30 protein-coding genes are annotated in these 25,278 nt (G+C 64.0%); 17 read left to right on the top strand and 13 right to left on the bottom strand.

Going from position 1 to position 25,278, the window contains the following annotated elements:
- Positions 1 to 179: 179 nt before the first annotated feature.
- Complete coding sequence (locus ROE7235_RS10310) at positions 180 to 752, bottom strand: LabA-like NYN domain-containing protein (protein ID WP_121095302.1); 573 nt, start codon at positions 750 to 752, stop codon at positions 180 to 182.
- 15 nt (positions 753 to 767) lie between these two features.
- Between ROE7235_RS10310 and folK the strand changes: the two genes are divergently transcribed.
- The 6 genes from folK to acpS all read left to right on the top strand — a co-directional run bounded on the left by folK (position 768) and on the right by acpS (position 5,942).
- Positions 768 to 1,439 (top strand): 2-amino-4-hydroxy-6-hydroxymethyldihydropteridine diphosphokinase, encoded by a 672-nt coding sequence (gene folK / locus ROE7235_RS10305; RefSeq protein WP_281272857.1) that lies wholly within the window; start codon positions 768 to 770, stop codon positions 1,437 to 1,439.
- A gap of 72 nt (positions 1,440 to 1,511) precedes the next feature.
- Positions 1,512 to 1,874, top strand: a complete 363-nt coding sequence (gene rpoZ, locus ROE7235_RS10300) for a DNA-directed RNA polymerase subunit omega (RefSeq protein WP_121095300.1) — start codon at positions 1,512 to 1,514, stop codon at positions 1,872 to 1,874.
- 42 nt (positions 1,875 to 1,916) lie between these two features.
- Entirely contained in the window at positions 1,917 to 4,034 is a 2,118-nt protein-coding gene (locus ROE7235_RS10295; RefSeq protein ID WP_121095321.1) for a RelA/SpoT family protein, read from the top strand.
- Between the two features lie 89 nt (positions 4,035 to 4,123).
- Positions 4,124 to 4,714, top strand: coding sequence for a DUF2062 domain-containing protein (locus ROE7235_RS10290; protein WP_147434197.1), 591 nt, complete (start codon positions 4,124 to 4,126; stop codon positions 4,712 to 4,714).
- A gap of 63 nt (positions 4,715 to 4,777) precedes the next feature.
- Positions 4,778 to 5,536 (top strand): pyridoxine 5'-phosphate synthase, encoded by a 759-nt coding sequence (locus tag ROE7235_RS10285; RefSeq protein ID WP_121095296.1) that lies wholly within the window; start codon positions 4,778 to 4,780, stop codon positions 5,534 to 5,536.
- A gap of 7 nt (positions 5,537 to 5,543) precedes the next feature.
- Positions 5,544 to 5,942, top strand: a complete 399-nt coding sequence (gene acpS / locus ROE7235_RS10280) for a holo-ACP synthase (protein ID WP_121095294.1) — start codon at positions 5,544 to 5,546, stop codon at positions 5,940 to 5,942.
- A 120-nt stretch (positions 5,943 to 6,062) separates the two neighbouring features.
- Here acpS and ROE7235_RS20810 read toward each other — a convergent pair whose 3' ends face one another.
- Entirely contained in the window at positions 6,063 to 6,185 is a 123-nt protein-coding gene (locus ROE7235_RS20810) for a hypothetical protein (protein WP_281272856.1), read from the bottom strand.
- A 182-nt stretch (positions 6,186 to 6,367) separates the two neighbouring features.
- Here ROE7235_RS20810 and ROE7235_RS10275 point away from each other — a divergent pair, with 182 nt between their 5' ends.
- Complete coding sequence (locus ROE7235_RS10275; protein WP_121095292.1) at positions 6,368 to 6,697, top strand: DUF3775 domain-containing protein; 330 nt, start codon at positions 6,368 to 6,370, stop codon at positions 6,695 to 6,697.
- On the opposite strand, the gene ROE7235_RS10270 is transcribed toward ROE7235_RS10275, so the two are convergent.
- Both ROE7235_RS10270 and ROE7235_RS10265 read right to left on the bottom strand, forming a co-directional pair.
- Positions 6,685 to 7,185: a holin family protein gene (locus ROE7235_RS10270; protein ID WP_121095290.1), complete on the bottom strand. Its 501-nt coding sequence runs from the start codon at positions 7,183 to 7,185 to the stop codon at positions 6,685 to 6,687. The two genes, ROE7235_RS10275 and ROE7235_RS10270, sit on opposite strands and share 13 nt — an antisense overlap.
- Positions 7,182 to 7,781 carry a holin-associated N-acetylmuramidase gene (locus ROE7235_RS10265; RefSeq protein WP_121095319.1) on the bottom strand — a complete coding sequence of 200 codons (600 nt, stop codon included), beginning with the start codon at positions 7,779 to 7,781 and terminating at the stop codon, positions 7,182 to 7,184. Before ROE7235_RS10265 ends, ROE7235_RS10270 begins: the two co-directional genes overlap by 4 nt.
- Positions 7,782 to 7,967: 186 nt before the next feature.
- On the opposite strand from ROE7235_RS10265, the gene ribB reads away from it, so the two are divergent.
- The 4 genes from ribB to aat are packed head-to-tail and all read left to right on the top strand — an operon-like array spanning position 7,968 to position 10,748.
- A complete protein-coding gene (gene ribB / locus ROE7235_RS10260; RefSeq protein ID WP_121095317.1) occupies positions 7,968 to 9,095 on the top strand; it encodes a 3,4-dihydroxy-2-butanone-4-phosphate synthase in 1,128 nt (375 codons plus the stop codon).
- Position 9,096: 1 nt separating this feature from the next.
- Positions 9,097 to 9,639 (top strand): 6,7-dimethyl-8-ribityllumazine synthase, encoded by a 543-nt coding sequence (locus ROE7235_RS10255; protein ID WP_121095288.1) that lies wholly within the window; start codon positions 9,097 to 9,099, stop codon positions 9,637 to 9,639.
- A complete protein-coding gene (gene nusB, locus ROE7235_RS10250; protein ID WP_121095286.1) occupies positions 9,636 to 10,103 on the top strand; it encodes a transcription antitermination factor NusB in 468 nt (155 codons plus the stop codon). Before ROE7235_RS10255 ends, nusB begins: the two co-directional genes overlap by 4 nt.
- 6 nt (positions 10,104 to 10,109) lie before the next feature.
- The gene (aat, locus tag ROE7235_RS10245) at positions 10,110 to 10,748 is read left to right on the top strand and encodes a leucyl/phenylalanyl-tRNA--protein transferase (protein WP_121095284.1); all 639 of its coding nucleotides are present in this window, start codon (positions 10,110 to 10,112) and stop codon (positions 10,746 to 10,748) included.
- On the opposite strand, the gene ROE7235_RS10240 is transcribed toward aat, so the two are convergent.
- Together ROE7235_RS10240 and ROE7235_RS10235 are read right to left on the bottom strand one after the other, a co-directional pair.
- Positions 10,712 to 11,098: a DUF2155 domain-containing protein gene (locus ROE7235_RS10240; RefSeq protein ID WP_121095282.1), complete on the bottom strand. Its 387-nt coding sequence runs from the start codon at positions 11,096 to 11,098 to the stop codon at positions 10,712 to 10,714. The genes aat and ROE7235_RS10240 overlap by 37 nt on opposite strands.
- A 5-nt stretch (positions 11,099 to 11,103) precedes the next feature.
- Positions 11,104 to 11,478, bottom strand: coding sequence for an NADH:ubiquinone oxidoreductase subunit NDUFA12 (locus ROE7235_RS10235; RefSeq protein ID WP_121095280.1), 375 nt, complete (start codon positions 11,476 to 11,478; stop codon positions 11,104 to 11,106).
- Positions 11,479 to 11,598: 120 nt separating this feature from the next.
- Here ROE7235_RS10235 and msrB point away from each other — a divergent pair, with 120 nt between their 5' ends.
- Positions 11,599 to 12,042, top strand: a complete 444-nt coding sequence (msrB, locus tag ROE7235_RS10230) for a peptide-methionine (R)-S-oxide reductase MsrB (RefSeq protein WP_121095315.1) — start codon at positions 11,599 to 11,601, stop codon at positions 12,040 to 12,042.
- Between the two features lie 37 nt (positions 12,043 to 12,079).
- Here msrB and ROE7235_RS10225 read toward each other — a convergent pair whose 3' ends face one another.
- Positions 12,080 to 12,958 carry a DMT family transporter gene (locus ROE7235_RS10225; RefSeq protein WP_183073454.1) on the bottom strand — a complete coding sequence of 293 codons (879 nt, stop codon included), beginning with the start codon at positions 12,956 to 12,958 and terminating at the stop codon, positions 12,080 to 12,082.
- Positions 12,952 to 13,608, bottom strand: a complete 657-nt coding sequence (gene mnmC2, locus ROE7235_RS10220) for a tRNA (5-methylaminomethyl-2-thiouridine)(34)-methyltransferase MnmC2 (RefSeq protein WP_121095278.1) — start codon at positions 13,606 to 13,608, stop codon at positions 12,952 to 12,954. The genes ROE7235_RS10225 and mnmC2 overlap by 7 nt, the downstream gene beginning before the upstream one ends.
- 54 nt (positions 13,609 to 13,662) lie before the next feature.
- Between mnmC2 and ROE7235_RS10215 the strand changes: the two genes are divergently transcribed.
- Entirely contained in the window at positions 13,663 to 14,691 is a 1,029-nt protein-coding gene (locus ROE7235_RS10215; protein ID WP_121095276.1) for an NAD(P)/FAD-dependent oxidoreductase, read from the top strand.
- Here ROE7235_RS10215 and ROE7235_RS10210 read toward each other — a convergent pair.
- Genes ROE7235_RS10210 through ROE7235_RS10195 form a run of 4 tightly spaced genes read right to left on the bottom strand, consistent with a single transcriptional unit; the run spans position 14,688 to position 20,237 of the window.
- Positions 14,688 to 15,737, bottom strand: coding sequence for a glycosyltransferase family 4 protein (locus ROE7235_RS10210; protein WP_121095274.1), 1,050 nt, complete (start codon positions 15,735 to 15,737; stop codon positions 14,688 to 14,690). The genes ROE7235_RS10215 and ROE7235_RS10210 overlap by 4 nt on opposite strands.
- Entirely contained in the window at positions 15,737 to 17,263 is a 1,527-nt protein-coding gene (locus ROE7235_RS10205) for a glucan biosynthesis protein (RefSeq protein ID WP_121095272.1), read from the bottom strand. Before ROE7235_RS10205 ends, ROE7235_RS10210 begins: the two co-directional genes overlap by 1 nt.
- A complete protein-coding gene (mdoH, locus tag ROE7235_RS10200; protein ID WP_121095270.1) occupies positions 17,260 to 19,677 on the bottom strand; it encodes a glucans biosynthesis glucosyltransferase MdoH in 2,418 nt (805 codons plus the stop codon). The genes ROE7235_RS10205 and mdoH overlap by 4 nt, the downstream gene beginning before the upstream one ends.
- On the bottom strand, positions 19,674 to 20,237 hold the full coding sequence (locus ROE7235_RS10195) for a cytochrome b (protein WP_121095268.1): 564 nt from the start codon (positions 20,235 to 20,237) through the stop codon (positions 19,674 to 19,676). Before ROE7235_RS10195 ends, mdoH begins: the two co-directional genes overlap by 4 nt.
- 134 nt (positions 20,238 to 20,371) lie before the next feature.
- Between ROE7235_RS10195 and ROE7235_RS10190 the strand changes: the two genes are divergently transcribed.
- Genes ROE7235_RS10190 through ROE7235_RS10175 form a run of 4 tightly spaced genes read left to right on the top strand, consistent with a single transcriptional unit; the run spans position 20,372 to position 24,466 of the window.
- Entirely contained in the window at positions 20,372 to 21,136 is a 765-nt protein-coding gene (locus ROE7235_RS10190) for a CDP-alcohol phosphatidyltransferase family protein (RefSeq protein ID WP_121095266.1), read from the top strand.
- Positions 21,133 to 22,797: an alkaline phosphatase family protein gene (locus tag ROE7235_RS10185; RefSeq protein ID WP_245963930.1), complete on the top strand. Its 1,665-nt coding sequence runs from the start codon at positions 21,133 to 21,135 to the stop codon at positions 22,795 to 22,797. Before ROE7235_RS10190 ends, ROE7235_RS10185 begins: the two co-directional genes overlap by 4 nt.
- On the top strand, positions 22,794 to 23,678 hold the full coding sequence (locus tag ROE7235_RS10180; protein ID WP_121095264.1) for a lysylphosphatidylglycerol synthase transmembrane domain-containing protein: 885 nt from the start codon (positions 22,794 to 22,796) through the stop codon (positions 23,676 to 23,678). Before ROE7235_RS10185 ends, ROE7235_RS10180 begins: the two co-directional genes overlap by 4 nt.
- Complete coding sequence (locus ROE7235_RS10175; RefSeq protein WP_121095263.1) at positions 23,675 to 24,466, top strand: inositol monophosphatase family protein; 792 nt, start codon at positions 23,675 to 23,677, stop codon at positions 24,464 to 24,466. Before ROE7235_RS10180 ends, ROE7235_RS10175 begins: the two co-directional genes overlap by 4 nt.
- A gap of 33 nt (positions 24,467 to 24,499) precedes the next feature.
- Here ROE7235_RS10175 and ROE7235_RS10170 read toward each other — a convergent pair whose 3' ends face one another.
- Complete coding sequence (locus tag ROE7235_RS10170) at positions 24,500 to 25,273, bottom strand: FkbM family methyltransferase (protein ID WP_245963929.1); 774 nt, start codon at positions 25,271 to 25,273, stop codon at positions 24,500 to 24,502.
- Positions 25,274 to 25,278: the final 5 nt, after the last annotated feature.

Below are 25,278 nucleotides of genomic sequence, written 5' to 3'. Positions count from 1 at the left end.
CGCTGCACGGACATATGACGAATTATGGAAGGCGGTCGGTCATGTTTGTAACCTGTTCACCCCTGACGAATGCTACAACTTCTTCAAGGCCGCTGGATATGAAACTGATTGAACCAGACGCGCTCTAGACATGAAAAGACCCGCGCGGTGTCGGGCCTTTTCGGGTTTGGTCGGTGCGATCACTCCGCGTCGGCGCGCTCGCCCGCTTGCTCATAGCGCGGTTCGCGCGGCGGACGCCCGATGACATCGCGCAACTCGTCGAGTTCGATGAAATTGTCGGCCTGACGGCGCAGTTCATCGGCAATCATGGGCGGTTGGCTGCGGATGGTGGACACGACCGACACCCGAACGCCCTGACGCTGGAGCGATTCGACCAGTGGGCGGAAATCGCCATCGCCGGAAAACAGTACTGCATGATCCAGACGCGGGGCGAGTTCCATCGCGTCCACGGCCAGTTCGATATCCATGTTGCCCTTGACCTTCCGGCGGCCCATCGAGTCGGTGTATTCCTTGGCCGCCTTCGTCACCATGCTATAGCCGTTATAATGCAGCCAGTCGACCAGTGGGCGGATGGGCGAATATTCGTCGTTTTCCAGCAGGGCGGTGTAGTAGAACGCGCGCAGCAACTTGCCACGGCGCATGAATTCCTGCCGCAGCAGCTTGTAGTCTATATCAAACCCAAGCGCCTTGCCGGCAGCGTAAAGGTTGGAACCGTCTATAAAGAGCGCGAGGCGCTCGTCCTTGTAAAACATGTCTATATCCTTAGGGTGGCGTGCCAAGGTCGCCGTGTGGTTTGCCTGCAACGACTCAACCTGACGTTAGCTTCTGCTCAGTGGCACATTCATAAGAGGATTATCGTGGCGAATGTGACAGGATGCAATTCGGTGTTGGTGGCCATAGGGGCAAATCTGACGGGGCAAATGGATAGCCCGTTAGGACAGGTCAGGGCAGCCATAGCCAATTTGGCTGAAACAACAGTTAAGATAATATCACAAAGTCGGCTGTTTCGCACCCCTTGTTTTCCGCCCGGCGCGGGGCCGGATTTTGTGAATGCAGCCATGCTTTGCGAAACCCGGCTTGATCCTGAACAGACTTTGCACGCCCTTCACGCAGTCGAAGCGACGATGGGGCGCGAGCGCGGCGTCCGCTGGGGTGCGCGGGTGATCGACATCGACCTTATCGCGCATGGCCAGCATGTTTTACCCGATTTGGCAGGCTTTCAGCATTGGGCCGGGCTGGACGTGCATGCACAGGCCCGCCTTGTGCCCGACCGGTTGGTCCTGCCACACCCCCGCATGCAGGATCGTGGCTTCGTTCTGGTTCCGCTTATGGATGTCGCGCCCGATTGGGTGCATCCGGTGCTGGGCCAGAGCGTGCGGCAGATGCATGCTGCGCTGGACCCGCGGGAATTGGCCGAAATCTGGCCGATCGAGTCATGATTCGGGCCTTGTATTGCGCGCTCTTGGGCAGTAGAACGCCGGTTCCTGCCCTGATTGAGATGGAGTGCACCCATGGCACGTGTAACCGTTGAAGACTGCGTTGACAAGGTTCCGAACCGGTTTGAACTGGTTGCACTGGCCGCGCACCGTGCGCGCGAAATCGCCGCTGGCGGGCCGCTGACCGTAGATCGCGACAATGACAAAAACCCGGTTGTTGCCCTGCGCGAGATCGAGGAAGAAACCCAAGCCGCCGATGATTTGCGCGAACGGCTGATCGAAAGCTTGCAGACCCAGATCGAGGTCGATCTGCCAGAAGATGACGATATGTCACTGCTTATGGGGGCCTCGTCCGACGATAAACCTGCCGAGGGCGACATGAGCGAAGAGCAGATGTTGCGCGCCCTGATGGAAGTTCACAGCCAGCAAAACGGGTAGGGCACAAAGCCCCCCGTTCCTGACCCGCCGCAAGAGGTGCCGGTGATCGCCGTAGATGATCTGATCGCCCTGATTCACAACTATAATCCCGGTTGCAATCAAGATCTTGTGCGCAGGGCTTGGGCCTATGGCGAGGCCATGCACGAGGGCCAGTTCCGCCATTCCGGTGAGCCGTATTTCACCCATCCCGTTGCCGTGGCGACCATCCTGACCGAAATGCGGCTGGATGATGCCACGCTGATTACGGCGCTGTTGCACGACACGATCGAAGACACCAAATCCACCTATTCGGAAGTGGAACGCCTGTTCGGCACGGAAATCGTGGAGCTGGTGGACGGTGTCACCAAGCTGACAAACCTGCAACTGTCGTCATCCGAAGCCAAACAGGCCGAGAATTTCCGCAAGCTTCTGATCGCGATGTCGCGCGACTTGCGGGTGATATTGGTCAAACTGGCCGACCGCTTGCACAATATGCGCACCATCCGGTCCATGCGGCCCGAAAAGCAGGCACAGAAAGCGCGCGAGACGATGGATATCTATGCGCCGCTCGCGGGCCGCATGGGCATGCAATGGATGCGCGAGGAGTTGGAAGACCTGTCTTTCCGCGTGCTGAACCCAGAGGCGCGCAATTCCATCCTGCGCCGGTTCATCACGCTTCAGCGCGAAGCGGGCGATGTGGTTCACCGCATCAGCAATGACATCCGCTCGGAACTGGACCGCGCAGGGATGCCCGCCGATGTTTACGGGCGCGCCAAGAAACCCTATTCCATCTGGCGCAAGATGCAGGAAAAGGACCTCGCATTTTCGCGGCTATCGGACATTTACGGCTTTCGCATCATCACGGATGACGTGGCGGAGTGCTACAAGGTGCTGGGGATCATGCACCAGCGCTGGCGCGCGGTGCCGGGGCGGTTCAAAGATTATATCAGCCAGCCCAAATCGAACGGCTACAGGTCCATTCATACCACGGTGTCGGGTCGCGATGGCAAACGCGTGGAAATCCAGATCCGCACGCGCGAGATGCACGAGGTCGCCGAAGCGGGTGTGGCCGCGCATTGGGCGTATCGCGATGGCGCGCGTAGTGAAAACCCCTTTGCGGTAGACCCCGCGCGCTGGATCGCAACCCTAACCGAAGGCTTGCAGAACGAAGAAGACCACGGCGCGTTCCTGGAACATGTCAAACTGGAGATGTATTCCGATCAGGTGTTCTGCTTCTCGCCCAAGGGCGATGTGATCCAGCTTCCGCGTGGGGCGACGCCGTTGGATTTCGCCTATGCCATTCACACCCGGATCGGGGATAAATGCGTGTCCGCCAAGGTGGACGGGTTGCGCGTGCCGCTCTGGACGCGGCTGCGCAACGGGCAGTCGGTCGTCATCATCACCGCAGAAGGGCAGCGCCCGCAGGCAAGCTGGATCGATCTTGTGGTGACGGGGCGTGCGAAATCCGCGATCCGGCGGTCCTTGCGCGACGAAGACCGCGAGCGGTTCGTGCGCCTTGGCACGGAACTGCTGCGCGCGGCGTTCGAGGCGATTGGTCGCGAAATGACTGGCAAGGCCATCGCGACCGCTGCGCGTATGTTGGGCGTGGCCTCTGACAGCGAATTGCGCGCGCAGGTCGGGTCTGCCGAAATCAGCGCGCGCAAGGTCGTCGGCGCGCTATACCCCGAAGGCGTCCCGTTCGAGCCCGAAGTCGATGCCGCGCGCCCCGTGGTCGGATTGGCCGCCGACCAGTCCTTTCGGCGCGCCGCCTGTTGCCAGCCTTTGCCGGGCGAGCGGATTGTCGGCATCACCTATCGTGGCAAGGGTATCGTGGCCCATAGCATGGACTGCGATGCGCTTGCCGAATTCGATGAACAACCCGACCGCTGGATCGAATTGCGCTGGCAGGACGGCACGCACCCGCCTGTTTATGATGTTACGCTGGAATTGACCATTTCGAACGATGCAGGCGTCTTGGGCCGCGTTTGCAGCCTGATCGGCGAGCATAAGGCGAATATTTCCGACCTGCGTTTTCTGGACAGGAAACCCGATTTCTTCTTGCTGCGCGTCATGGTCGAATTGCGCGGTGTGTCGCACCTGCATCAGGTCATGACCGCGTTAGAGGCCGAAACGGCGGTTGCACAGATCGCCAGAGTGCGCGATCCTTCGAAACGACCGTAAACGCGCTCCCCACCGGGCGCGAAACCAAGGGTTTCCGGGTGGTTTTCAAACGTCGCAGCCCTCGCTCGCTTCTTCAGTGGTTGAAGAATATGGCCTACCCCGATGGGGGTTGGCAGCGTGCGGGCAGCTATGTCTGGCACCGCCTGCGCCGATTGCCCGACAGCCCCGAGCGTATCGCGAAGGGGATTGCTGCCGGGGTTATGGTGTCGTTCCTGCCGCTGTTCGGGCTCCATTTCCTGTCGGCGGCGGCCCTCGCATGGGTGTTGCGCGGCAATATTCTTGCGGCCCTACTGGGCACTTTCTTCGGCAACCCCTTCACCTTCCCGCTCATCCTTGTCAGCGCAATGGAAACCGGCAGCCTTATTCTGGGGCAGGGGCATATGGCCACACCCGGACGGGTTATCCATGGTTTCAAAAGCGCCTGGTCTGAAATAAGCGCAAACGTCGAAGCGGTTTTCACGCCCGCATCGGCAAGTTGGGATCAATCCCACGCGTTTTTTTCAGAGGTGTTCCTGCCTTATATGCTTGGGGGCAGCATCGTCGGCAGCGGCGTGGCGGTCGGCGCGTATTTCGTGTCATTGCCGATCATCCGGGCCTATCGGGCGCGTCGGCAACGCAAGCTGCAAAAACGGTTCGAACGCGCGCGCCAAGCCGCGCAGCAGACCAGTCGCGGGAATTGAGAACGCCCCATTGCGTTCGCGCTCCTCAAGCATATGTTACTCACAAGCAGTTCGAGGGAAATGATGAGCGCGACCGCATCCAACAGTCTTTTGCGTCTTGGCGTGAATATCGACCATGTGGCAACCTTGCGCAACGCGCGCGGCGGGCGCATGCCAGATCCCGTGCGCGCCGCGCAGCTTGCGCAAATGTCGGGTGCGGACGGCATAACGCTGCACCTGCGCGAGGATCGGCGGCACATCCGCGATGCCGATCTGCCCGCGATCCAGAAAGCGGTTGGTATCCCGATCAATCTGGAACTGGCCGCGACCGAGGAAATGGGCCGCATCGCGCTGGCCCACCGGCCCGAGGCGGTCTGCATCGTGCCCGAACGCCGCGAGGAACGCACCACCGAAGGCGGGCTGGAGGTTGCGGGCGACGAGGGCCGTCTGCGGGATTTCATCGCGCCCTTGCGCGACGCCGGATGCCGCGTCTCGCTGTTCATTGCCGCCGACGAAGCGCAGCTAGAGGCCGCCGCACGCGTCGGTGCGCATGTTGTCGAATTGCACACCGGTGCCTATTGCGAACATTTCGAAGCTGGCGACATCGCCGCGCGCGATGCCGAATTGCGCCGCCTGTTCGTGGGCGCGGCACTGGCCGATGAATTGGGAATGGAAGTGCATGCCGGCCACGGTCTGAATTTTGACAATGTCGGCCCGATCGCGGCAATTCCAGAACTGGTGGAACTGAATATCGGCCATTTCCTGATCGGCGAGGCCGTTTTCGTCGGCCTTGACGGGGCGCTGCGCGAGATGCGCCGCCTGATGGACCTTGCGCGCGAGTGATGCTGTCATGATCTTGGGGATCGGTAGCGATCTGGCCAATATCGACCGGATCGCGGGCACCCTGGCCCGTTTTGGCGACCGCTTTCGCCATCGGGTGTTCACAGAGGCCGAACTGGCCCGCGCGGCCCGCCAAGGCGACGCCCCTGCCGTGTACGCCAAGCGCTGGGCGGCGAAAGAAGCGTGCTCCAAGGCGCTCGGGACTGGGTTGTCCATGGGCATCGCATGGCGGGACATGTGGGTGACAAACCTGTCCAGCGGCCAGCCCGTGATGCATGTGACCGGCTGGGCAGAGGACCGGCTGCGCGCCATGACCCCACCGGACCATCGCGCGGTGATCCATGTCACCATCACCGATGACCACCCATGGGCGCAGGCGTTCGTTGTGATAGAGGCGCGTCCCGAATAGGGTTCACCATCAACAAGGGCGCCCCGCAAACGGGACGCCCTTGGTATTCACACTCAAATTTGACGTCAAATTACTCGTTAAATCCGTTTGCCCGTGTCTGGGCGAAATGAACCCGCAAGATCAGCGCGCCACAGCCAGCCGTCGTGCCCGTTTGGCGCGACGCGACCATGGCAGGTCGGGCAAGGTCTGTTCGGCCTGGGCCAGAACGCCGTGGACCCAGCGATTTTGAGTATCATAGGGCATGTTCCGTGCGCTCCTTCGACTGCCATTGTCCTCACTAGGGTGTCTGTATCGGCTTTGAATCCGGCGCAGATAAGGCGCGGGCATGGAAAATGCGCGGCAGCATGGCAGCCTTGGAATAGCGTTTGCGATTGCATGGCGCTTGTGAATCGGCCACCATCGCAACATAACTGACGGAGGATGCCATGCTTGCAATCAGCCCGCGCAAGATTGTTCATATCCTATATCTCGCACGCGAAGGCGCGGCGGGAACGGGCGAATTGCATGCGTTCATCGATGCGCTGAATGCCGACGAGCAATCGAGCCTGACAGCAGTGGCATGGATCGGGCGCGGTGCGTTCGAGGCCGAGGAATACGCCGAAGCCGTTGCCACCGCCGAAGCGGAAGCGACGACACCGACCGCCGATTACTTGATGGGCATGCCGCATCTGGCCGAGAATCTTGAAAACGGTCTGGAGGAGCTTGGCTTGGACCCGACGGGCGAGGAAGAAGATTTCCTGCGTCAGGGGTCCTGAGCCGCGCGCCAGTCCGATAGGGCAGGGTTCGGCAGCGGGCCTTGGGCCGCGACCGATGCCGGTGGAGCAGGCGGCGGCGTGAATTTTCCCAGTCGCGCATGATGCGCCTCGCGTGCGCCGAAATAGAACGCCACCACCGCGCCAAGCAGCCACCACAGGGGTTCGGGAACGGTGGCCAGCGCCTGCATCCGGTGCGCAAACCCGTTGGGGTCGGCCATGGCATAGACAAACAGCCCCAGCGTGCCCAAGGCCAGCATCGGGCGCGGCAGGCGGTTCAGTCCGTTGACAAAGCTGTCGAACCAGCCGGCGCGCGCATGCTGAAATTCGGCCAGATGGCTGGCATGCGCAGCGGCATAGGCATCGTATCCCAACTCCATCGCGCGCGTCGCATTGGGGCGAAACACTTCCGCAACACGCGTCACGCCCTTGCCAAGCGCACCTGCTGCGCCTGCGGACCCGAAAAGCGCCCCGAATAGCGAACGGATCATGCCCAAGCCCCAACGCGGGCGCGATGTTGCGCGTCGGTCAGGTGGTAGCGCGGCGAGATGAATTCTTCCGCCCGCGCGATCCAGCCGCCCTTGCCGCCATCGCGCCTGCGCGCGAATTTGCGGCTTGCGGGGCGCTGGTCGGCCAAACGGTAGTAGTAATCGCGGCGGGCGATGCCATAGGCATCGACCAGATGAGTCGGTGCCATGTCGTAGGCGCGATGTGCGGCCGCAATCGTTTGCGGCCCGATCGCCCCATCCACCGCGACATCCAGCCCCATCTGCACCAACAGGCGTTGCAGTATGCGCACCGCATTGCCGCCCGCATTCACATACATGTCGAACACCGTCGGCCAAAGCGGCTGCGGCAACTCGCCAATGCGAGGCCGGGCGAAGTAGTGCTCCAGATAGATCGCGACGGCGTCATCGCGGGTCAGGGCGCGCACCTCCGCGACGCCCACTTTCTGACCGGGGCGCAGGCGGCGCAGGGTGTGGATGGTCACACCGAAATTGGTCGCCCCCCCCGGATCATCAGGGTCATTGACGAAACCGCCTTCGCGGGCGACGATCTCTTGGGCAAGCTGTTCAACGCGGGTCATGGCGGCGTGCTCCTGCATGGCGTGGCAGCCCATTTCTGCCAGCTTCGCGCAAAGGCCCGCTGAACGGTCCGCGCGCGGTGTTAACCGAATGTGTCGGTCCAGTGCCGCGATTGGTCCGAAAGGCCCCTTTTCCAAGGGCCGCCTTTGGGCTATCTGGCGTGCAAGGCACAAAAGGAACCTCGCGATATGCAATTTGAGAAGCCCGGCGACGTGGAACAAAGCTGGCGCGATGCCATCTCATCGACCGAGGAGATCATCGAAGAGGCGCGCAAGGGCCGCATGTTCATTCTGGTGGACCATGAAGACCGCGAGAATGAGGGCGATCTTGTGATCCCCGCACAGATGGCAACGCCCGAGGTCATCAATTTCATGGCCACCCATGGCAAAGGGTTGATCTGCCTGACCCTGCCGAGCGACCGGATCGACCAGCTTGGATTGCCGCTCATGGCATCCAGCAATTCGTCGCGGCACGAAACCGCCTTCACCGTGTCGATAGAGGCGCGCGAGGGTGTCTCTACCGGCATATCCGCTTACGACCGCGCGCGCACAGTCGCCGTGGCGATAGACACCGAAAAGGGCGCTGCGGATATTGCCACGCCGGGCCATGTATTTCCGCTTCGCGCGCGCGATGGTGGTGTGCTGGTGCGCGCCGGACATACCGAGGCTGCGGTCGATATTTCGCGACTGGCAGGTCTGAACCCGTCGGGCGTGATCTGCGAGATCATGAAAGAAGACGGCGATATGGCGCGCCTGCCCGATCTGGTGGCCTTTGCGCAAAAACATGGCATCAAGATCGGCACAATCGCCGACCTGATCGCGTATCGCCGCCGCCACGACAACCTTGTGCGGGTTATGTCAGAGCAGACCATCACTTCGGAATTCGGCGGTGATTGGCAAATGCGCGTCTACTCTGACACGACGCAGGGTGCCGAACATGTCGTGCTGATCAAAGGCGATATTTCCACGCCAGAGCCGGTGATGGTGCGCATGCATGCATTCGACCCGCTGCTGGATCTTGTTGGAACCGGCGGGCCGGGCCGGGCGGCAGAGTTTTCCGACGCAATGGACCTGATCGGCCAAGAGGGTCGCGGTGTGCTTGTGCTCTTGCGCGACACCGATATGAAAATGGCAATGTCCGATGCGTCACCCCAGACCTTGCGTCAATATGGGCTTGGTGCACAGATCCTGTCGTCGCTTGGCCTGCATGAACTGGTTTTGCTGACGAATTCGAAAACCCCGCGCGTCGTTGGGCTGGAAGGCTACGGGCTGTCGATTGTCGGCACGCGCAAGATTCCGTCGCGGAAAGGTGCCTGACATGGCCGGACACGAGACCCACTATACCCTGCCGCGTCCGTCCTTCGAGCGTGCGCCGAAACTTTTGATCGTCGTCGCGCCCTATTACAAGGACATTGCCGACCAGTTGGTTGCCGGTGCCCGTGCCGAGATAGAGGCGGCGGGTGGCACGCATGACATGATCGACGTCCCAGGCGCGCTGGAGATTCCGACGGCAATTGGCCAAGCCTTTCGTATGGCCCATTTCGATGGGTTCGTGGCGCTGGGTTGTGTCATCCGTGGCGAAACCACGCATTATGACACGGTGTGCAATGACAGCTCGCGCGCGATCACACTGCTCGGGCTGCAAGGCGCGTGCATTGGAAACGGTATTCTGACAGTGGAAAACCGCGCGCAGGCCGAAGCCCGCGCCGAGGCAGCAGGCCAGAACAAGGGCGGCGGCGCAGCGGCGGCGGCGCTGCATCTGATCGCGCTGGGCCGGCGCTGGGGTGGGGCGAAACGCAATATCGGGTTTCTGCCGCACAGCGACGAAACCCAGATCGCATCCGGCGGGACCACGGCATGAAGCTCGATTCCAAAGCCCGCCGCGCCCTGCGCAGCGCCGCGCGGTTCTATGCCGTGCAGGCGCTGTTCCAGATGGAGGCGTCGGACAGTCCGATCGGCACGGTCCTGCATGAGTTCGTGCATCACCGTATTGGCGCAGAGACCGAGGCGGAAACATGGGCAGAGGCGGATTTGGCCTTTTTTCGCCGCGTGGTCGAAGCCGCGGTCGAACGTCAGGGCGCTATCGACCAGTTGACCGACCGCGCATTGGTGGCGAAATGGCCCATCGCCCGCATTGATCCGACATTGCGCGCGCTGTTTCGCGCGGCGGGTGCCGAATTGCTGACGACAGAGCGCGATGCGCGCATCATCCTCAGCGAGTATGTCGGGCTGGCGGGGGATTTCTTCCCGGACTCGCGCGAGCAGAAGTTCGTCAACGCAGTTCTGGACCACATGGCGCACGAGGTGCGCCCCGACGAGTTCTAGCCTGCCATGGATTTGCGCCTGACCCCGCGGATGCTGCTCGAAGCCTACCGGTTGGGCACGTTCCCGATGGCCGAAAGCCGGGACGGGCGCACGCTGTATTGGTTCGACCCTGTGCAGCGTGGGATTATTCCGCTTGACGGGTTCCACCTGTCGCGCTCGCTGTCGCGGCATATCCGGGACATGCCGTGGCGTGTAAGCCTGAACACCGATTTCGAGGGTGTGATCGACGGCTGCGCCGGACGCGACACAACATGGATAAATGCGGAAATCACCGATTTGTTCACCGCGCTACACCGCTCGGGGCAGGCGCATTCGCTGGAAGTGTGGAACGGTGACGCCCTTATCGGCGGCATCTATGGGCTGGCAATCGGCGGGGCGTTTTGCGGCGAGAGCATGTTCTCGCACCAGCCGAATGCCTCCAAGGTCGCGCTGGCCTATCTGGTCGCGCATCTGCGCCGTTGCGGTTTCGTGCTGTTCGACACGCAGTATCTGAATGACCATCTGGCCAGTCTGGGGGGCGTGGAAATGCCGCGCATGGAATACCGTCAACGTCTGGCGCAGGCGTTGAAGGTCAAGGCCGATATGACCGCCTGCCCGCTGCCCTCTGCTTACGAGGTGATGCAGCTCAGAACCCACAGGTCATAGCGCGCATGATCCAGCGCGCTCAGCGCCGGGCTGGACGCGATCATCCAACCGGCGAACAGCGCCGTGGTCGCGCGGGTGTCTTGCACCTCTATCCACGCATAGGCCTCGCCCGCCGGGTTGTCTTCGGGATAGCGGCACTCGGTCAGCGTGACCTGCAAATGCCCGATCATGTCGCTCTGGCCATTCATAAGCCGAATATCGCGGCTGGTGCCTGCCACCTTGTCCAACCCGCGCAACACGGCACCGTCGGCGCTGAGCACGCGCTCAGGTTGGCCGGGGATCGCGATGTCCTGCGCGGTCGCTGCGGTTGCCAGCATGGCGACTGCGCTTGCGAAAACAATCTGGCGCATAGCGGTTATTCCGGGGTCCATGCCTCGTAATCGCTACGCTCCGCGGGCTTAACACGGCGGATAGAGCCTGCGGGCGCATAAGCAAGTGCGGTGCCGGTCAGGTTTTCCTGATGCGGCTTTTCCCACGGTTTATGCGCCAAGGGCTTGTCGGTCGGCGGCTCGTCCCATGTGCGGTGCAGCCAGCCATGCCATTCGGGGGCCACGCGGCTGGCCTCGGATTCGCCGTTATAAATGACCCAGCGTTTTTTCTTGTCGCGGGTCTGGTAGAACACATTGCCCTGATCGTCCTCGCCCACCTTTTCGCCCTTGCGCCACGTGAAGAAGGCGGTGTTCAGGGTGGAGGAGTTCCACCAGGTCAGCAAGCGCAGCAGGAATTTCATGGGCCACCTCTATCGGCGTTTCTGGCATTGCCCGCCTTATGCACCAGCCTTGGCGGGAAATCCAGACCCTTGCGCCGGGCGCGTCGTGGACTAACTCTGGTGTAGCAGATGGAGAATGCCATGCCCGACTACGAACGCCGCCCCGAAGTGATTGAGACGCTGACGCCGGAGCAATACCGCGTCACGCAGGAAAACGGCACAGAGCGGCCCTGGACGGGCGTATATAACGACGAAAAGCGCGCGGGAATTTATGTCGATATCGTCTCGGGGGAACCGTTATTCGCGTCCTCTGACAAGTTCGAATCGGGTTGCGGCTGGCCCAGTTTCACCAAGCCGCTCGTGCATGACCACGTGACCGAATTGGCCGATGACAGCTTGGGCATGCGCCGTGTCGAGGTGCGCTCGAAGCATGGTGACAGCCATTTGGGCCATGTGTTCAATGACGGGCCGCGCGACAGAGGTGGTTTGCGCTATTGCATCAACTCGGCCTCGCTGCGGTTCATCCCGCGCGACGAGATGGAGGGCGAAGGCTACGGCGCGTATCTGGATCAAGTCGCGGTGTGATGCTCGCCATCGGCGGGCAGCGCCTTTGCTCGACTTTCTAGCGCGCGGTTTGCTTCACCTGCCGCGCGCGCCACAGCGTAAACAGCCCCGCGCCAACCACCACCGCAGCACCGATCCCGACATTCAGGCGCAACGTCTCATCAAAGAGCATCATGCCCAAGCCCGTCGCGAAAGGCAGTTGCAGATAGGCAAAAGGCTGCACGGCGCTGGCCTCTGCCAGTTCATAAGCGCGGATCAGCAGAAAATGGCTGAAGGCGGAACACACGCACAGCGCGCCCATCCAAATCCAGTCGCCCGGCGCCATCGGCTCCCAGAACCAGATACCGACGGCGGTCATGGCCACGGCCCCGACCGTGCCGGTCCAGAAAAAGCTGACCGCAGCGCTGTCTGAGCGCCCCACATAGCGCGTGAGCAACCCGTAGAGCGCGAACATGGTCGCCGCCAGCAATGGCACAAGCGCTTCGATCTGGAACACGCCATAGCCCGGCGCCAAGATGATCAGCACGCCCACAAAGCCGATACCAATCGCTGCCCACCGCCGCCAGCCCACTTTTTCGCCCAGTACAGGGCCAGAGAGCGCGGCAATCAGCAGCGGGTAGACGGCAAAAACCGCATGCGCCTCTGTCAGCCCCAAAAGCACAAAGGCCGTGACCATAACACAGACCTCTGCCGCCAGTATCAGCCCGCGAAAAACCTGCACGAAGGGCTGTTTCGTGGCCGCTGCCTTGCGCAGACCGCCCGCCTTGCGCGCCGCCACCGCGATCACGAAAGCCCCGAAGAACCAATACCGGATCATGATGATCATCAGCACGTTGTATTCGCCCGCCAGATGCCGCGAAAACGCGTCTTGCAGCGCGAAAATCAACGCCACAGCGACCATCAGCCAGATGCCGCGCGTGGTATTCTGCTCTACCACGACAGGCGCCCCGTGCTCATGTGCCGCTTGCGACCGAACCCCGGCACGCGGGTCACGGCAAAGCCTGCATCCGACAACGCGCGGCGGACAGCGCCCGCAGCGGTGTAGGTGGCGAATGTGCCGCCCGGATTGGTGTGGCGGGCCACTTCTTGCATTATTTCCGGGGTCCACATTTCGGGGTTCTTGGCCGGGGCGAACCCGTCCAGAAACCATGCATCTGCGCGCCCCTGCCATGCGGGCAGGGTTTCGCGTATATCGCCGATGATGACCTGCACATTCACCGCGCCAATGGTGAAGCTGCGCGCGCCGCTGGCCCATGCGTCCAGCAGACCGCCCGCGTCCAGCTCTGGGAATAGCGCAAGCGCGCGCGCCATGTCGGGCGCGGTCATGGGGAAGGCTTCGAAACTGGTGAAATGAACCGGGCCGTCGCGCAGCGCGGCCACCGTTGCCAGCAGGTTCAGCCCTGTTCCAAACCCAAGTTCGGCTATCGCAAATCCGGGCGCTGCGCGCGCTGGCAGGTCATTGCCTGCCAAGAACACGTGCCGCGTTTCCGCCAGACCGTCAGCCAGCGAGAAATATGGGTCGTTGAACCGTCGGGCGACGGGGATGTCGCCGTCCTGCCAATCTATCTGCGCGCTCTGGTCCTGCATCGGCGGCTGCTTTATGTTACATGTTCAGTAACCTCATGGCGGGGATGGTGGAAAATGACAATGGCCGATATATGCGTGATGGGTGCGGGCGTTTTCGGCCTGACCGTGGCGCTGGCCTGTGCGGATCGCGGGGCGCGCGTGCGGGTGATCGAAAAGCGCGCGCCGGGAGCGGGATCCAGCGGCGGGATTGTCGGCGCACTCGCCCCGCATGTGCCGGAAAACTGGAACCCCAAGAAAGCCATGCAATTCGATGCGCTGCGCATGGCCGAAAGCTATTGGGCCGATGTGGCGGCGCGTGGCGGCGGCGATCCGGGCTATGCACGCACGGGCCGCGTGCAGCCTTTGGCCGAGGGGGCGGTCGACCTGGCGCGGCTGCGCGAAGTGTCCGCCCGCGCGCTGTGGCAAGGCTTTGCCGAATGGCGCGTGCTGCCCGTGGCACAGGCACCGGGCTTGGTGCTTGATGCGCCCTCGGGCTTCGTGGTGCTCGACACGCTGACCGCGCGGCTGCACCCGCGCCGCGCCGTTGCCGCACTGGTCGCGGCCTTGGCAGCGCAGGGTGTGACGGTCGAGCAGGGCGACCAGCCCACGGGCGGTACGGTCATCTGGGCCACCGGCTATGAAGGGTTGGCCGCAGTGTCGCACGATCTGGGCCGAACCATAGGCAGCGGCGTGAAGGGGCAATCGCTGTTGCTGGCCCATGCCGCGCCCGATGTCCCGCAGGTCTTTGCCGACGGGTTGCACATCGTGCCCCATGCCGATGGCACGGTTGCCATAGGGTCCACCAGCGAGCGTGATTTTGACGCGCCCGACACGACCGATGCGCAATGCGATGCGTTGCACGCGCGCGCGCTAGCCGCGTGCCCGCAACTGGCCGGCGCGCCCGTCATGGCACGCTGGGCCGGAGTGCGCCCGCGTGCCAAATCCCGCGCGCCGCTGATGGGCGCATGGCCGGACCGCGCGGGGCATTTTGTGTTCAACGGCGGCTTCAAGATCGGCTTCGCCATGGCCCCCGCGCTGGCGCAGATCATGGCCGATCTGGTGCTGGAGAGCCGCAACCGCGTGCCCGAGGGGTTCGGGTTTTAGCGCGACACCGCGTTTTGTGCCGCCCCCGCCATGACCCGTGCGGCGTCATCCCATGTGGGCAGACTGGCCGCACGCGCGCGGCTTTTGGCGGCAAGCGTCGCGTGAAGCGGTTCGTTCGTCAGAACCGCATGCAAATGGGCGGCAAAGGCGTCCGGGTTGTCTGGCGGGGCAAGCAAGCCGCTGCCGTCCAGCGCCTCTGGGACTGCGCCGGTGTCGCAAGACACAACGGGCAGGCCGTATTGCTGCGCCTCTGACAGGACCATTCCGTAGCCCTCATAGCGGGTGGCCAGCGCGAAGACCCGCGCGCGGGTATAAAGCGTGGCAAGGTCTGGGGCGGATAATTCCCCGGCGAATGTGACGCGTGTGCCAAGGTCCAGATCGGCGCACAGGCGTTCCAGTTCCATGACATGTGCGGCATCATGTTTGCGACCAACGATCACCGCGCGCCAGTCCAGACCGGCCACCCGACCGAGTGCACGCAGCAAAACGTCATGCCCTTTGCGGTGGCAGATCAGCCCGACCGACAGAATCAGTGGAGGCCCGTCCAAAGCGGCGGAAACGGCGGCTGGTGCGGCAGGGGTAAACCCCGGATGGGCCACATGCACGCGGTCACTGGCCACACCAAAGCGCGCGGTCAGCAGCCCGCCGACATGGGCTGATGGCACGACAATCTGCGCGGCATGGGCAAGGTTGCTGCGTTCGCGGTCAAACAGCCCCTGCGCCTCTGCCGCCGTCAGCCCCGGTTCCAGCGCCAGCGGGTGGTGGACCATGGCAATGACGGGCCGCGATAATTGCGTCACGGCATCCGGCGCCAAAGCGCCAAAGGCCAGACCGTCAATGATCACGGGGCAATTGCCGGGCAGGGCATCAATACGGGCAAGCGCCTGTACCGTGTCGGATGCATTGGGGTGCGGCCAGTTGCCCGGCAGCGCGACCATCGTCACGTCATGCCCCTGCACTCGCAGCGCATCAATCACTTGGCGGTCATAGAGCGTGCCGCCGGTGCGGGCATCGGGATCGCCCGGAATGGCAAAAGCCAGTTGCATCAGATGCCTCCTTGCGCCGTTCGGGTCCAGCGGTGCAGCCAGACCGGTGCCAGCGGCGTGCCATCCGTCGCGCGCAGGCGCAACCGCAGTTCCGCGACCTGCTGGTCCGGCGCGGGGGTAAATATGAAACTCGCACGCCACGTTGCCTGCCCTTCGGAAAGCGGGTATAGCGCCTGTCCGGCAATACGGCCTTGCGCGGGGTCGGATATGTCCAGCGTTGCACCATCCATCGCAGGCAGCGGCGACCGCGCGCTGTAGTCGATCACGAAAAGCCGCCCGTTGCCCGTATTCGGCTCTATCCCGGAAGCGCTGCGCGCGGGCCAGAGCGGCTCCGGCCTTGCGGGCAGCGGCGCGGGGCCGGGGCGCGTCACTTCCAGCATGTAGTCGAAGCGGTGGGCGCCGGGGTCAAGCACCCGGTCGGGCCGCCAGAAGGCAACGATATTGTCGGCAAATTCGTTCTCTGTCGGGATTTCCAGCAACATGACCGCGCCTGCGCCCCAATCGCCATTGGGCGTAACCCAAGCCGAGGGGCGGCGGTGATACGCGCCTTCCTGATCGCGGAAACGGGCAAACTCTGTCGGGGTCTGAACCAGCCCGAACCCGCGCGGCGTGTTGTCCGCGAAGGCCGACATCTGCACCCGTGCCGGGTTTGCCAGGGGTCGCCACAACCGCTCGCCCGCGTGGTTGTCGATCACCAGCGCGTCGCTGTCATGCACGGCGGGCCGGAAATCGTCTATCCGCGCCGGGCCCATGTCATTGTGCTGGAACATCGAGGTCAGCGGCGCGATGCCTGCATCAGCTATCGGCACGCGCGGGAACAGATGTAGCGCGCAGTCCAGCGTGGTCCGCGTACCGGGGTGCAGCCGGGCTATGAGTGCGGCGCTGGCACTTGGGCTGTCGACAAGGCAGCCGAAATGCAGGCTCTCATCGGCGTTGAACACCACAATTCGGGTGAACCGCGGGAATTCTTCGGGCCCGGCGCCCCCCGTGCCAAGCGATAGCGCGCGCGCCGACAGGCCATAGACCGTGTCGCGGGCGAGCGCGCGGAAATAGCTGGCACCTTGCAGCACCAGCACATCGTCCCAACGGTCCGAAGCATTAAGCGTGGTGCGCAGACGCAGCCCTGAAAACCCCATATCGCCCGCGGTTTCAGGAATATCCTGACCGCTGAAGTAGCGCGGATCGTAGTGATACATCCGAGGTGAAAAGCGCGTGTCATGCCCCGGCAGGTCTATCGCGACAGGGTCACGAAACAACCAGCCCGGCGGCAACAGGTCCGCACGATACTGCGTGCCAAGCGCCAGATCACCGCTCACGCCTGCGCGCGGGCGAATCCCGCGATAGCTGTCATAGGTCGTGCTGTCGAAGGGCGGGTGCAGTGCGGTTTGCGGCGGCTCGTATGGCCGGTCCGCGATAGCGCGCGCGGTCGCCACCAGCGCTTCGGGCGCGGCAGGCGCATCGCCGGCCAGCCGCACGGGCACAAGGCCAAACAAGCCGACACCGCCCAGAAAGTCGCGCCGCTTCATGCCGCCGTGTCCGCGATCCCGCGCGGCAGGGGCACCGCTTCTGGCGCACGCAGCACCAGCAACGTGTAGCGCATCAGCCCGCGTCGGTAGCTTTCGGTCAGTGCGTTGCCGCCGACCATATTGGCAAACAGCGCGTGTCGGTCCAGCCCCAGCCATTCCACCACCGGACCAACGACCCGCAGGGCGCGGTCGCGCAAACGGGTCAGATGCAGATGCTGGCTCAGGTCGGTCCGGGCGACGGTCGCGTAGCCCAGTCCCTCGGCCTGCGCAACGATGCTGTCACAAGGCGTGACATGACCCAGCCGCCAGCCCTTGCGGAAACTGTCGATCAACCGCGCATCTGTTGGGGCCAGTGTGCGCGTGTCAGACAGCATGTCATCGACCAGCACCAGTACACCACCCGGTGCCAGATGCGCCAATGCGGCCTGCAAAAATGCCTTGGCGCTTGGGGCGTGGACATGGCTTTCCACGGCGATGGCCATATCGGCCTTGGTCAGCAGGTTGGGTTGGCGGGTGAAATCGGCTTGCAGAAAATGACAACGGTCCGCCAACCCATGCCACTCGGCATAGGTGCGCGCCAGCCGGACCTGTTCGCCGCTGAGTGTCAGACCGGAAAACCGCGTCTGCGGCCACAGTCGGGCCAAATGAAACACGGTGCCGCCCACGCCGCAGCCCAGATCGCAGACATGGCGCGGCGCATGCCCCGTCGCCTGCATTGCAGCCTGCCCGATCAGCGTGTTGACATGGCCTGCGGCCTGTTCCGACGTCGCGATCCCGTCCGCCCAAAGCGGGCGGTGGATGGCCAGCGCCGCACCGCTGCCGCCGACGGCCAGAAATCGCTTTGTGCTTGCGTCGTAATATTGCGCTACACGGTTTGGGCGCGCGGGCGCATCCAGCCAAGCCAGCAGCCACGGGGCCAGCATCAAGGGTCCGACCACCGGCAGCACCATCGCTCCGGAGAGCGCTGCACTTGCGCCAGAGGCGAGCCATGCTTGCGGCCCCATGACTGCCAGCAGGATCACAAGGCCGGCCGATTGCGCGCCTCGGCCCCGGTGCCGTGCGCCTGCGCCCCGGCTGCCTGAAGGGTGCCAGCCGGTGTCGCGCCCTGCCAGCACCGACGCCACATGGCCCGAGCGTTGCAGCATCCAGATCGGGGCGATCACGGTCGAAACCGCCAGTTCCGCCGCAAAGGCGCGCATCACCAATCCTGATTTGCGCGCCAAGTGCCCGCGCAACCGCACGAGCCCCGCCAGTTTCGGCACAAGCAATAGCGCCAGCGTGGCAGCCAAGGCTATCACCGCTTCCAGCCTTGCATGGACCGCGCCGGACCCCAGCAGAACAACCAGAGCCAGCCAGACCGGGGCCGACAGATAGGAGTGTATTCCTGCCAGCAGATGCAAACGGCTGCCCATATGCAGCCCGCGCCCGCCAATCAGGCGCAAATGTTGCAGATTGCCCTGCGCCCAGCGACGGTCGCGGCGGGTATGGGTCGCGGTGGTTTCGGGGGCGTCCTCGAAGCTGCCGCGCGTGTCGGGCAGGATGCGGATGTCCCATCCCGCCGCGCGCAGATTGGCGGCTTCGATGAAATCATGGCTCAGCACAGGCCCGCCAAACGGCGCACGACCGGGCAGGTCGGGCAGGGCCGCTACGCTGCGATAGGCGTCCACGCGCAACAGTGCGTTATGACCCCAATAGTTTGCACATGCCCCGCTTAACCGCGCCAGCCCGTGGGTGAAAACGGGGCCTGTCAGGCGCGCAGACAACCGTTGCAGGCGGGCCAGCCTGCTGCTTCCGGGGCGCAGCGCGATCCCGGCTTGCAGCAATCCCAAGGCAGGGTCATGCGCGATGATGCGGCGCATCCGTGCCAGTTTGCGCGCGCAGAACCCGCTATCGGAGTCGAGCACAAGCATCGTGTCGAACTGTCCGCCATATTGCGCGAGCCAATCGCTCAGGTTGCCGGGCTTTCGCCCCTGCGGCGCTGTGCGGTTTCGGTAGACCACGCCGGAAATAGCGCCGAACAAGGCGCGTTCGGTCGCAACGGCCACCGGGTCGGTTGTGTCCGACAGGATGAAAATTTGCGTGCGAGCCCCCTCGGGACGCAAGCGCAAGGTCCGGGCCAGCATGTCCGCGCGTTGTGCCAGCGGCTCTGGCGGCTCTCCGCAGATCAGCCAAAGAATAGCACAGCGGTCTGGGGGTGGGCCGTTTTGCGCCGGTCGCGGTTGCGCGCCGCGCAATCCCATGACAGCTGTCACCCCTGCCGCCGCCAATGCCAGCGCGTTCAGCGTGAAGAGCACCAGAACCAAGACCGCCAAGGCGGGCGTTGTGGTGGCGTGGTCAATCCCCGCCCAGAATAGCGATGCAAGCCCGCCTGCAAGACCCAATGCCGCAAAAAGCGGCCACGCCGCGCGGCTCATGCCCGGCCACGTCCCAAAGGCGGCCAGATGCGGGCGAATACTCCGTCGCGCTTGCGCAGATGATGTAGGGCTGCGCCCACATGTGCAAGGATCAGCGCAATCAACGCATAACGCGCCGTTGCATGAACCCATTTCGCGGTGTCGGCCAGAGAGTCGGACCGCGGCACGAAGCCCGGCAGGCCGATTGCATCCAGCATCTCTATCGGAAAGCCGCCCGCTCGCACACGGATATACCCGCTAACAGCCATGACCAGCAGCAAGGCATAGAGCCCGAAATGTGCGCCGCGCGCGACTTGGGCCTGAAGCGGCGACAAGCTCGATGGTAATGGCGGCGCGGGGTAAAGCACGCGCCAGACCAATCGTAGCAAGACCAAAGCAAGGATAATCACGCCGCCATTCTTGTGCAGAATGAACAATGTATCGCGCAGGCCGCGCGGCATGTCGGGTTGCAGCATGAGCACCCCGGCGGGGATGGTCGCGATCACCAGCGCCGCGACAATCCAGTGCAGGGCGCGGGTCAGCGCGGGATAGCGGGTCGGCATAGTGTCAGCGGGGGTCATTGCGGCCTCTTGCTGCGTTACGTCGTCGAATAGTCGATCCTTAGTATTAGCTAGGGCGGATCGCGCAAAGGCAAAGTCGCGTGATCAAGCGGTGTCGGGATTGATCCCCGTGGTAATGTGCTAAATAATCGCAGATGGACAAATTATTCGCCACCGCAGACATCGCCGTTTCCCCGCACGCCCAGCGTCAGGCCTGGGTGGTCGTGGCGGTCGCATTGCCGTCGGCGGTTGTGGGCGCGTTTGCCCTGGCCAGCCATGCGGGCGCTGACCAAGCGCTGGCGGCGGCGGCTTTGACAGCCTGCGTGATATGTCCCGCCAGCGCGCTCGTCTTGCTCGGCTTCCAACGCTCTGCCTATCCGCACGCCCGGTTGGGCCTGTGCAACATGGTGACATTGTTGCGCGGCGCGGCCATTGCCGCACTTGCGGGACTGCTGGCGGTGCCGGATGCGCTGGGCGCGCTTGGCTACCCGCTGGTTGCGCTTGCGGCGGTGATCCTCGGCCTCGACGGTGTCGATGGCTGGGCTGCGCGACGCACTGGGCTGTCGTCGCGCTTTGGCGCGCGGCTGGATGTCGAAACCGACGTGGCCTTTGCGTTGGTGATGGCTGCACTTGCGGTGGCCATGGCCAAGGTCGGCCCGTGGTTCTTGCTGCTGGGCCTGTTGCGACCGGCTTTTCTGATCGCGGGCCGGGTCTGGCCGTGGTTACATGCGCCCCTTGCGCCCTCGCAGCGCCGCCGCGTTGTGGCGGGGGTGCAGATGGGTGGACAGGTCGCGTTGCTGTTGCCGGTCCTGAGCGCACCGCTGTCCTACTGGCTGGGCGCTGCAATCCTTTTGGTCGTGCTTGGGTCGTTCCTTCGCGATATTCAGGCGTTGCGCCGCCAAGCGGGCGCGCTTGCATGAAACCTGTCGTAGCACTTGCCCTGCTGTATCTGGTGCTGATCCAGCCCAACCACCCGCAGGCGATGACATGGGGCGCGCTGGCGGTTTTTCCGCTGGAGCTGCCGGTGATCGTGGCGACCCTTATTGCGCTGGGACGAAGCTGGGCGGGCACAGCGTTGCGCATTGCGCTGGTCGCTGTGCTATGGGCCGTTGCCGTCTTGAAGCTGGCCGATTTCGCGACCTTCACCGCGTTCAACCGTGGCTTCAACCTGATGGTCGACTACCATCTTGCCCCTGCGGGCTGGATGTTGGCGAAAGGCACGCTGGGCACTGGGCTAGCGGGACTGGCCTTGGCTGCGGGGCTTTTGGGATTGTTGGCCCTCGGCTACGCGCTTTGGTGGGCGACCGGCGTGCTGGCAGGCCTGCCCGTTCCAAGGCTGGCCCGTCCTGTGGCGCTGGCGTTGGTGCCGCTGTTGTTGATCCCGCCTGTGGCAGAGATCGGTGCGGCGCGCGGCGTTTGGGTCTTGCCCGAAAACTTACGTCCGCCCGGTGCTGCCTTTACCGCCCGGGTCGGGCTGGAACGTGTCGAGCAGGCGATTGCCGCGCGCGTCGATCTGGCGCGGTTTCAAGCGGCGGCGATGGCAGACCCGATGCGCGGGCAAACGCCCCTGTTTGACAGGTTAGGCGGTCGCGACCTGATCCTGATCTATGTCGAAAGCTACGGTCGATCCAGCTATGAAAACCCGCTATACGCGGCAACCCATACCAGCACGCTACGAACGGCACAGCAGTCAATCGCGGATACGGGGCTGGCCATGCGCTCTGGCTGGGCGCGTGCGCCCATGGTCGGTGGTCAAAGCTGGCTGTCGCACGGGTCGGTGGCATCCGGCATGTGGCTGGACACCCAATCGCGCTACCGCGCCTTGCTGGCCAGCCCCCGCCGCACCCTGTTTCATTTTGCCCAGCAAGCCGGACGGCGCAGCGTGGCGATCATGCCTGCCCATGTTCTGCCATGGCCCGAGGGTGCCTATTTCGGGTTCGACGCGATCTATAATGCGCCGGATCTGGGCTATCGCGGCCAGCCTTTCAACTGGGTGACGATGCCGGACCAGTTTACCCTGACCGCGTTCGAGCGGCTGGAATTGTCGCGTCGCGACCGTGCGCCCCTTGTGGCGCAGGTTGTTTTGGTGTCGTCACACGCGCCGTGGGTTCCGGTGCCCGAAATGGTGCCATGGGACGCGGTGGGCGACGGTCGCATCTTTGACCAATGGGCGTTGTCGGGCGACCCGCCCGAAGTGGTCTGGCGCGATCATGACCGCGTGCGCGACCAGTTCCGTCAGGCGATTGACTACAGCTTGCGCACCGTCGGCGCTTGGGCGGCGCGCCAAGGTGGCGATCCTGACAAAGCGCCGCTGATCCTTGTATTGGGCGATCACGAACCCGCGCGGTTTGTATCCGGCACTGAGGATTACGACGTGCCGCTGCACCTGATCGGCCCGCCCGACTTGGTATCCCTGTTCGACGGGTTGGGCTGGGCAGAGGGTATGCTGCCCGACCCTGCCAGCCCGTCCACCCCCATGGATGCGCTGCGCGACCTGCTGTTGACGCGGCTGGGAAGCGGCGCAAGCGCCGGGCCGGACACCCAAGCCAGTGCGTACACACCACAGGGGCGCGCACCATGACCGCGCGCGCGTTGCGGGCCATTGCCACGCTGGCGGTGCTGTCTGGCGTGATCTGGCTGGCAGGTCCGGCCGATCTTGCGGCGCGCCTTGCCACACTGCATGCGGGCTGGGTGGCGCTTGCGATCGCGGCGCTGGTGCTGCAAATCTGGCTGTCTGCGCTGCGCTGGCAGATCACCGCACGGGCGCTCGGCACGCCGGTGTCTACCGGCTGGGCGCTGGGGGAATACCATATGTCGGTTCTGGGCAATACGCTGTTGCCCGGTGGTGTGCTGGGCGATCTGGGGCGCACGGCGCGCGCACGCGGAGCGATGGGCGGCTGGCGGCCTGCCGCCGCCTCTGTGGTGATTGAGCGGATTGCGGGGCAAATCGCCCTCGCGGCCGCAGCGCTTGCGGGGCTTGCGTGGTGGCTGGCCACACGGCAGGCAGCGTGGGCCATTGCGCTGGCGCTTCTGGCGGGCGCGGCGTTGCTTGCGCTGGCTCTTGTGCGCCTGACGCCCGCACGCTGGCGTGCGCTGGCGTGGCGCGCATGGGGGCCGAAGTTGCGTGCGCAGATCGGTCTGAGCACGGCGATTGTCGCCTGCAATCTGTTTGGCTTTTGGGCAGCGGCCTGTGCTGTCGGCCTGAGCATGGGCGCGGCGCAGACGCTCTTTGTCATTCCCTTGACCTTGCTGTCCATGCTTGTGCCCCTGACGGTCAATGGCTGGGGTCTGCGCGAAGGGTTGGCGGCGGGCCTGTGGCCGATGGCCGGAACCGCCCCGACCGATGCCGTTGCAGCCAGTATCGCCTTCGGGCTTGTGGCCATAGCGGCGGCATTGACCGGACTTGTGCCGCTCGCCGCGCGCATGCTCGCCGCCCGCCGCAGCAGGATGCGCGCATTATGACCGGGACCCACCCTTACAAGGCCGCCTTGACCGAGACGGTTGCAGCTGCGCGCGACGCGGGCGCACTACTAAAGGCGCTGCTTTCGGGGCAAGACAGCCTTGCGCCATCCTCTAAAAGAGCGGGCGATTTCGTGTCGCAAGCTGATCTGCGCGCAGAAGCCCTGTTGCGGCACCGCCTGTGCGGCCCCGACGATCACTGGCTGGGCGAGGAAACCGGAAGCGCCACCAAGGGTGCGCAGCGCGTCTGGATCGTTGACCCGCTGGACGGGACGACGAATTACCTGCGCGGCATCGGGCATTGGGCTGTGTCCATCGCGTTGGAGGAAGCAGGCACCCGCGTCTTGGGCGTGGTCTATGATCCTACGCGCGATGAGTGTTTTTGCGCGCTGGCAGGGGGCGGTGCCTGGCTGAACGGACAGTCTATAGCACCCGCGCCGACACCGCTGATGCGCGACGCCCTGTTTGGCACCGGCATTCCCTTTGGCACCATGGCGTATATCGACGATCATGCCGCCGATATTGCGCGGCTCATGCCGCATTGCGCCGGGGTGCGGCGCATGGGGGCGGCGGCGCTGGATCTGGCCTATGTCGCCTGCGGTCGGCTGGACGGGTTCTGGGAACGCCGCTTGCAGCCATGGGATATTGCCGCCGGGCTTGTGTTGCTGGGCGAGGCGGGCGCGGTGGTGGACGGGTTGGTGCCGGGCACTCGGCCCGAAGACACCGGCACCGTCCTGACCGCGACCCCGGCCCTGTTCGACGCAATTGCGCAGGTGTTGCGCGCGCCCTGAAAGGCCCGAAACACCCTAAGGGCGCCTTGCGCTTTAGGCCGCTTGCGACGGTCCCGCGCCTGTGGCGGCGGGTGCTGGCTCAAGCCGCGCATAGACATCGCCCGACCCGCTATCAGGGGCCTGATCTGCCAGCCATGCGCGCAAGGCTTCGGCGTCTTGCCAGTCGGTCCACTCGAACCCCGCGTTCTCGCCGCGGACCACGTTGAACGTGTAAGCGCCAAGGGCGCATAAGCGGTCGATCACGGCAGCGCTTGGCGCGGGTAGGCCGGGCAGGTATTCGAACGACACAAGGCTCACCGGCTGGGTCAACCCCGACAAAACCTCTGCTTCGTAGCCCTCTACATCGATCTTGATGTAGTCGGGCCGCCCGTGGCGCGCGATCATCGCATCGAGCGTGGTCACGGCCACTTCGGCGCGCCCGTCCCAGCGGACATGCTCAAATCCGGGCATGGCGCGGGCCTCGTCCGGCAGGCTGTCGCGCAACGATGACACGGTTGGATGCCGTCGCGATACGGCCATCTGGGCGCGGCTCTCGGTCTGGCCAAGGGCAGCTTCGACCAGTGTGACGCTGCGCGGCAAGGTCCAGCGCAGGAAGCGCGCAAAGACCGGTTGCGGCTCGAACGCGATTACGCGCGCGCCCAGACGCCGCAACACCCGTGCGCGTGTGCCAACATGCGCACCCACGTCAAAAACCAGATCACCCTTTTGGACAAGTCCGCTATAAAGCCGCTGGTTCCGGTGCATCAGCACAGGGTTGTAATAGATCACCACCGACCGCACGACGCCCAGAAAACTGCTGATACCCATGTCTG

Origin of the sequence: Roseinatronobacter ekhonensis (assembly GCF_900499075.1) — a bacterium.
Lineage (GTDB): Bacteria > Pseudomonadota > Alphaproteobacteria > Rhodobacterales > Rhodobacteraceae > Roseinatronobacter > Roseinatronobacter ekhonensis.
Note: the sequence above shows the minus strand (reverse complement) of the source record. Positions and strands in the feature narration are given on the sequence as shown.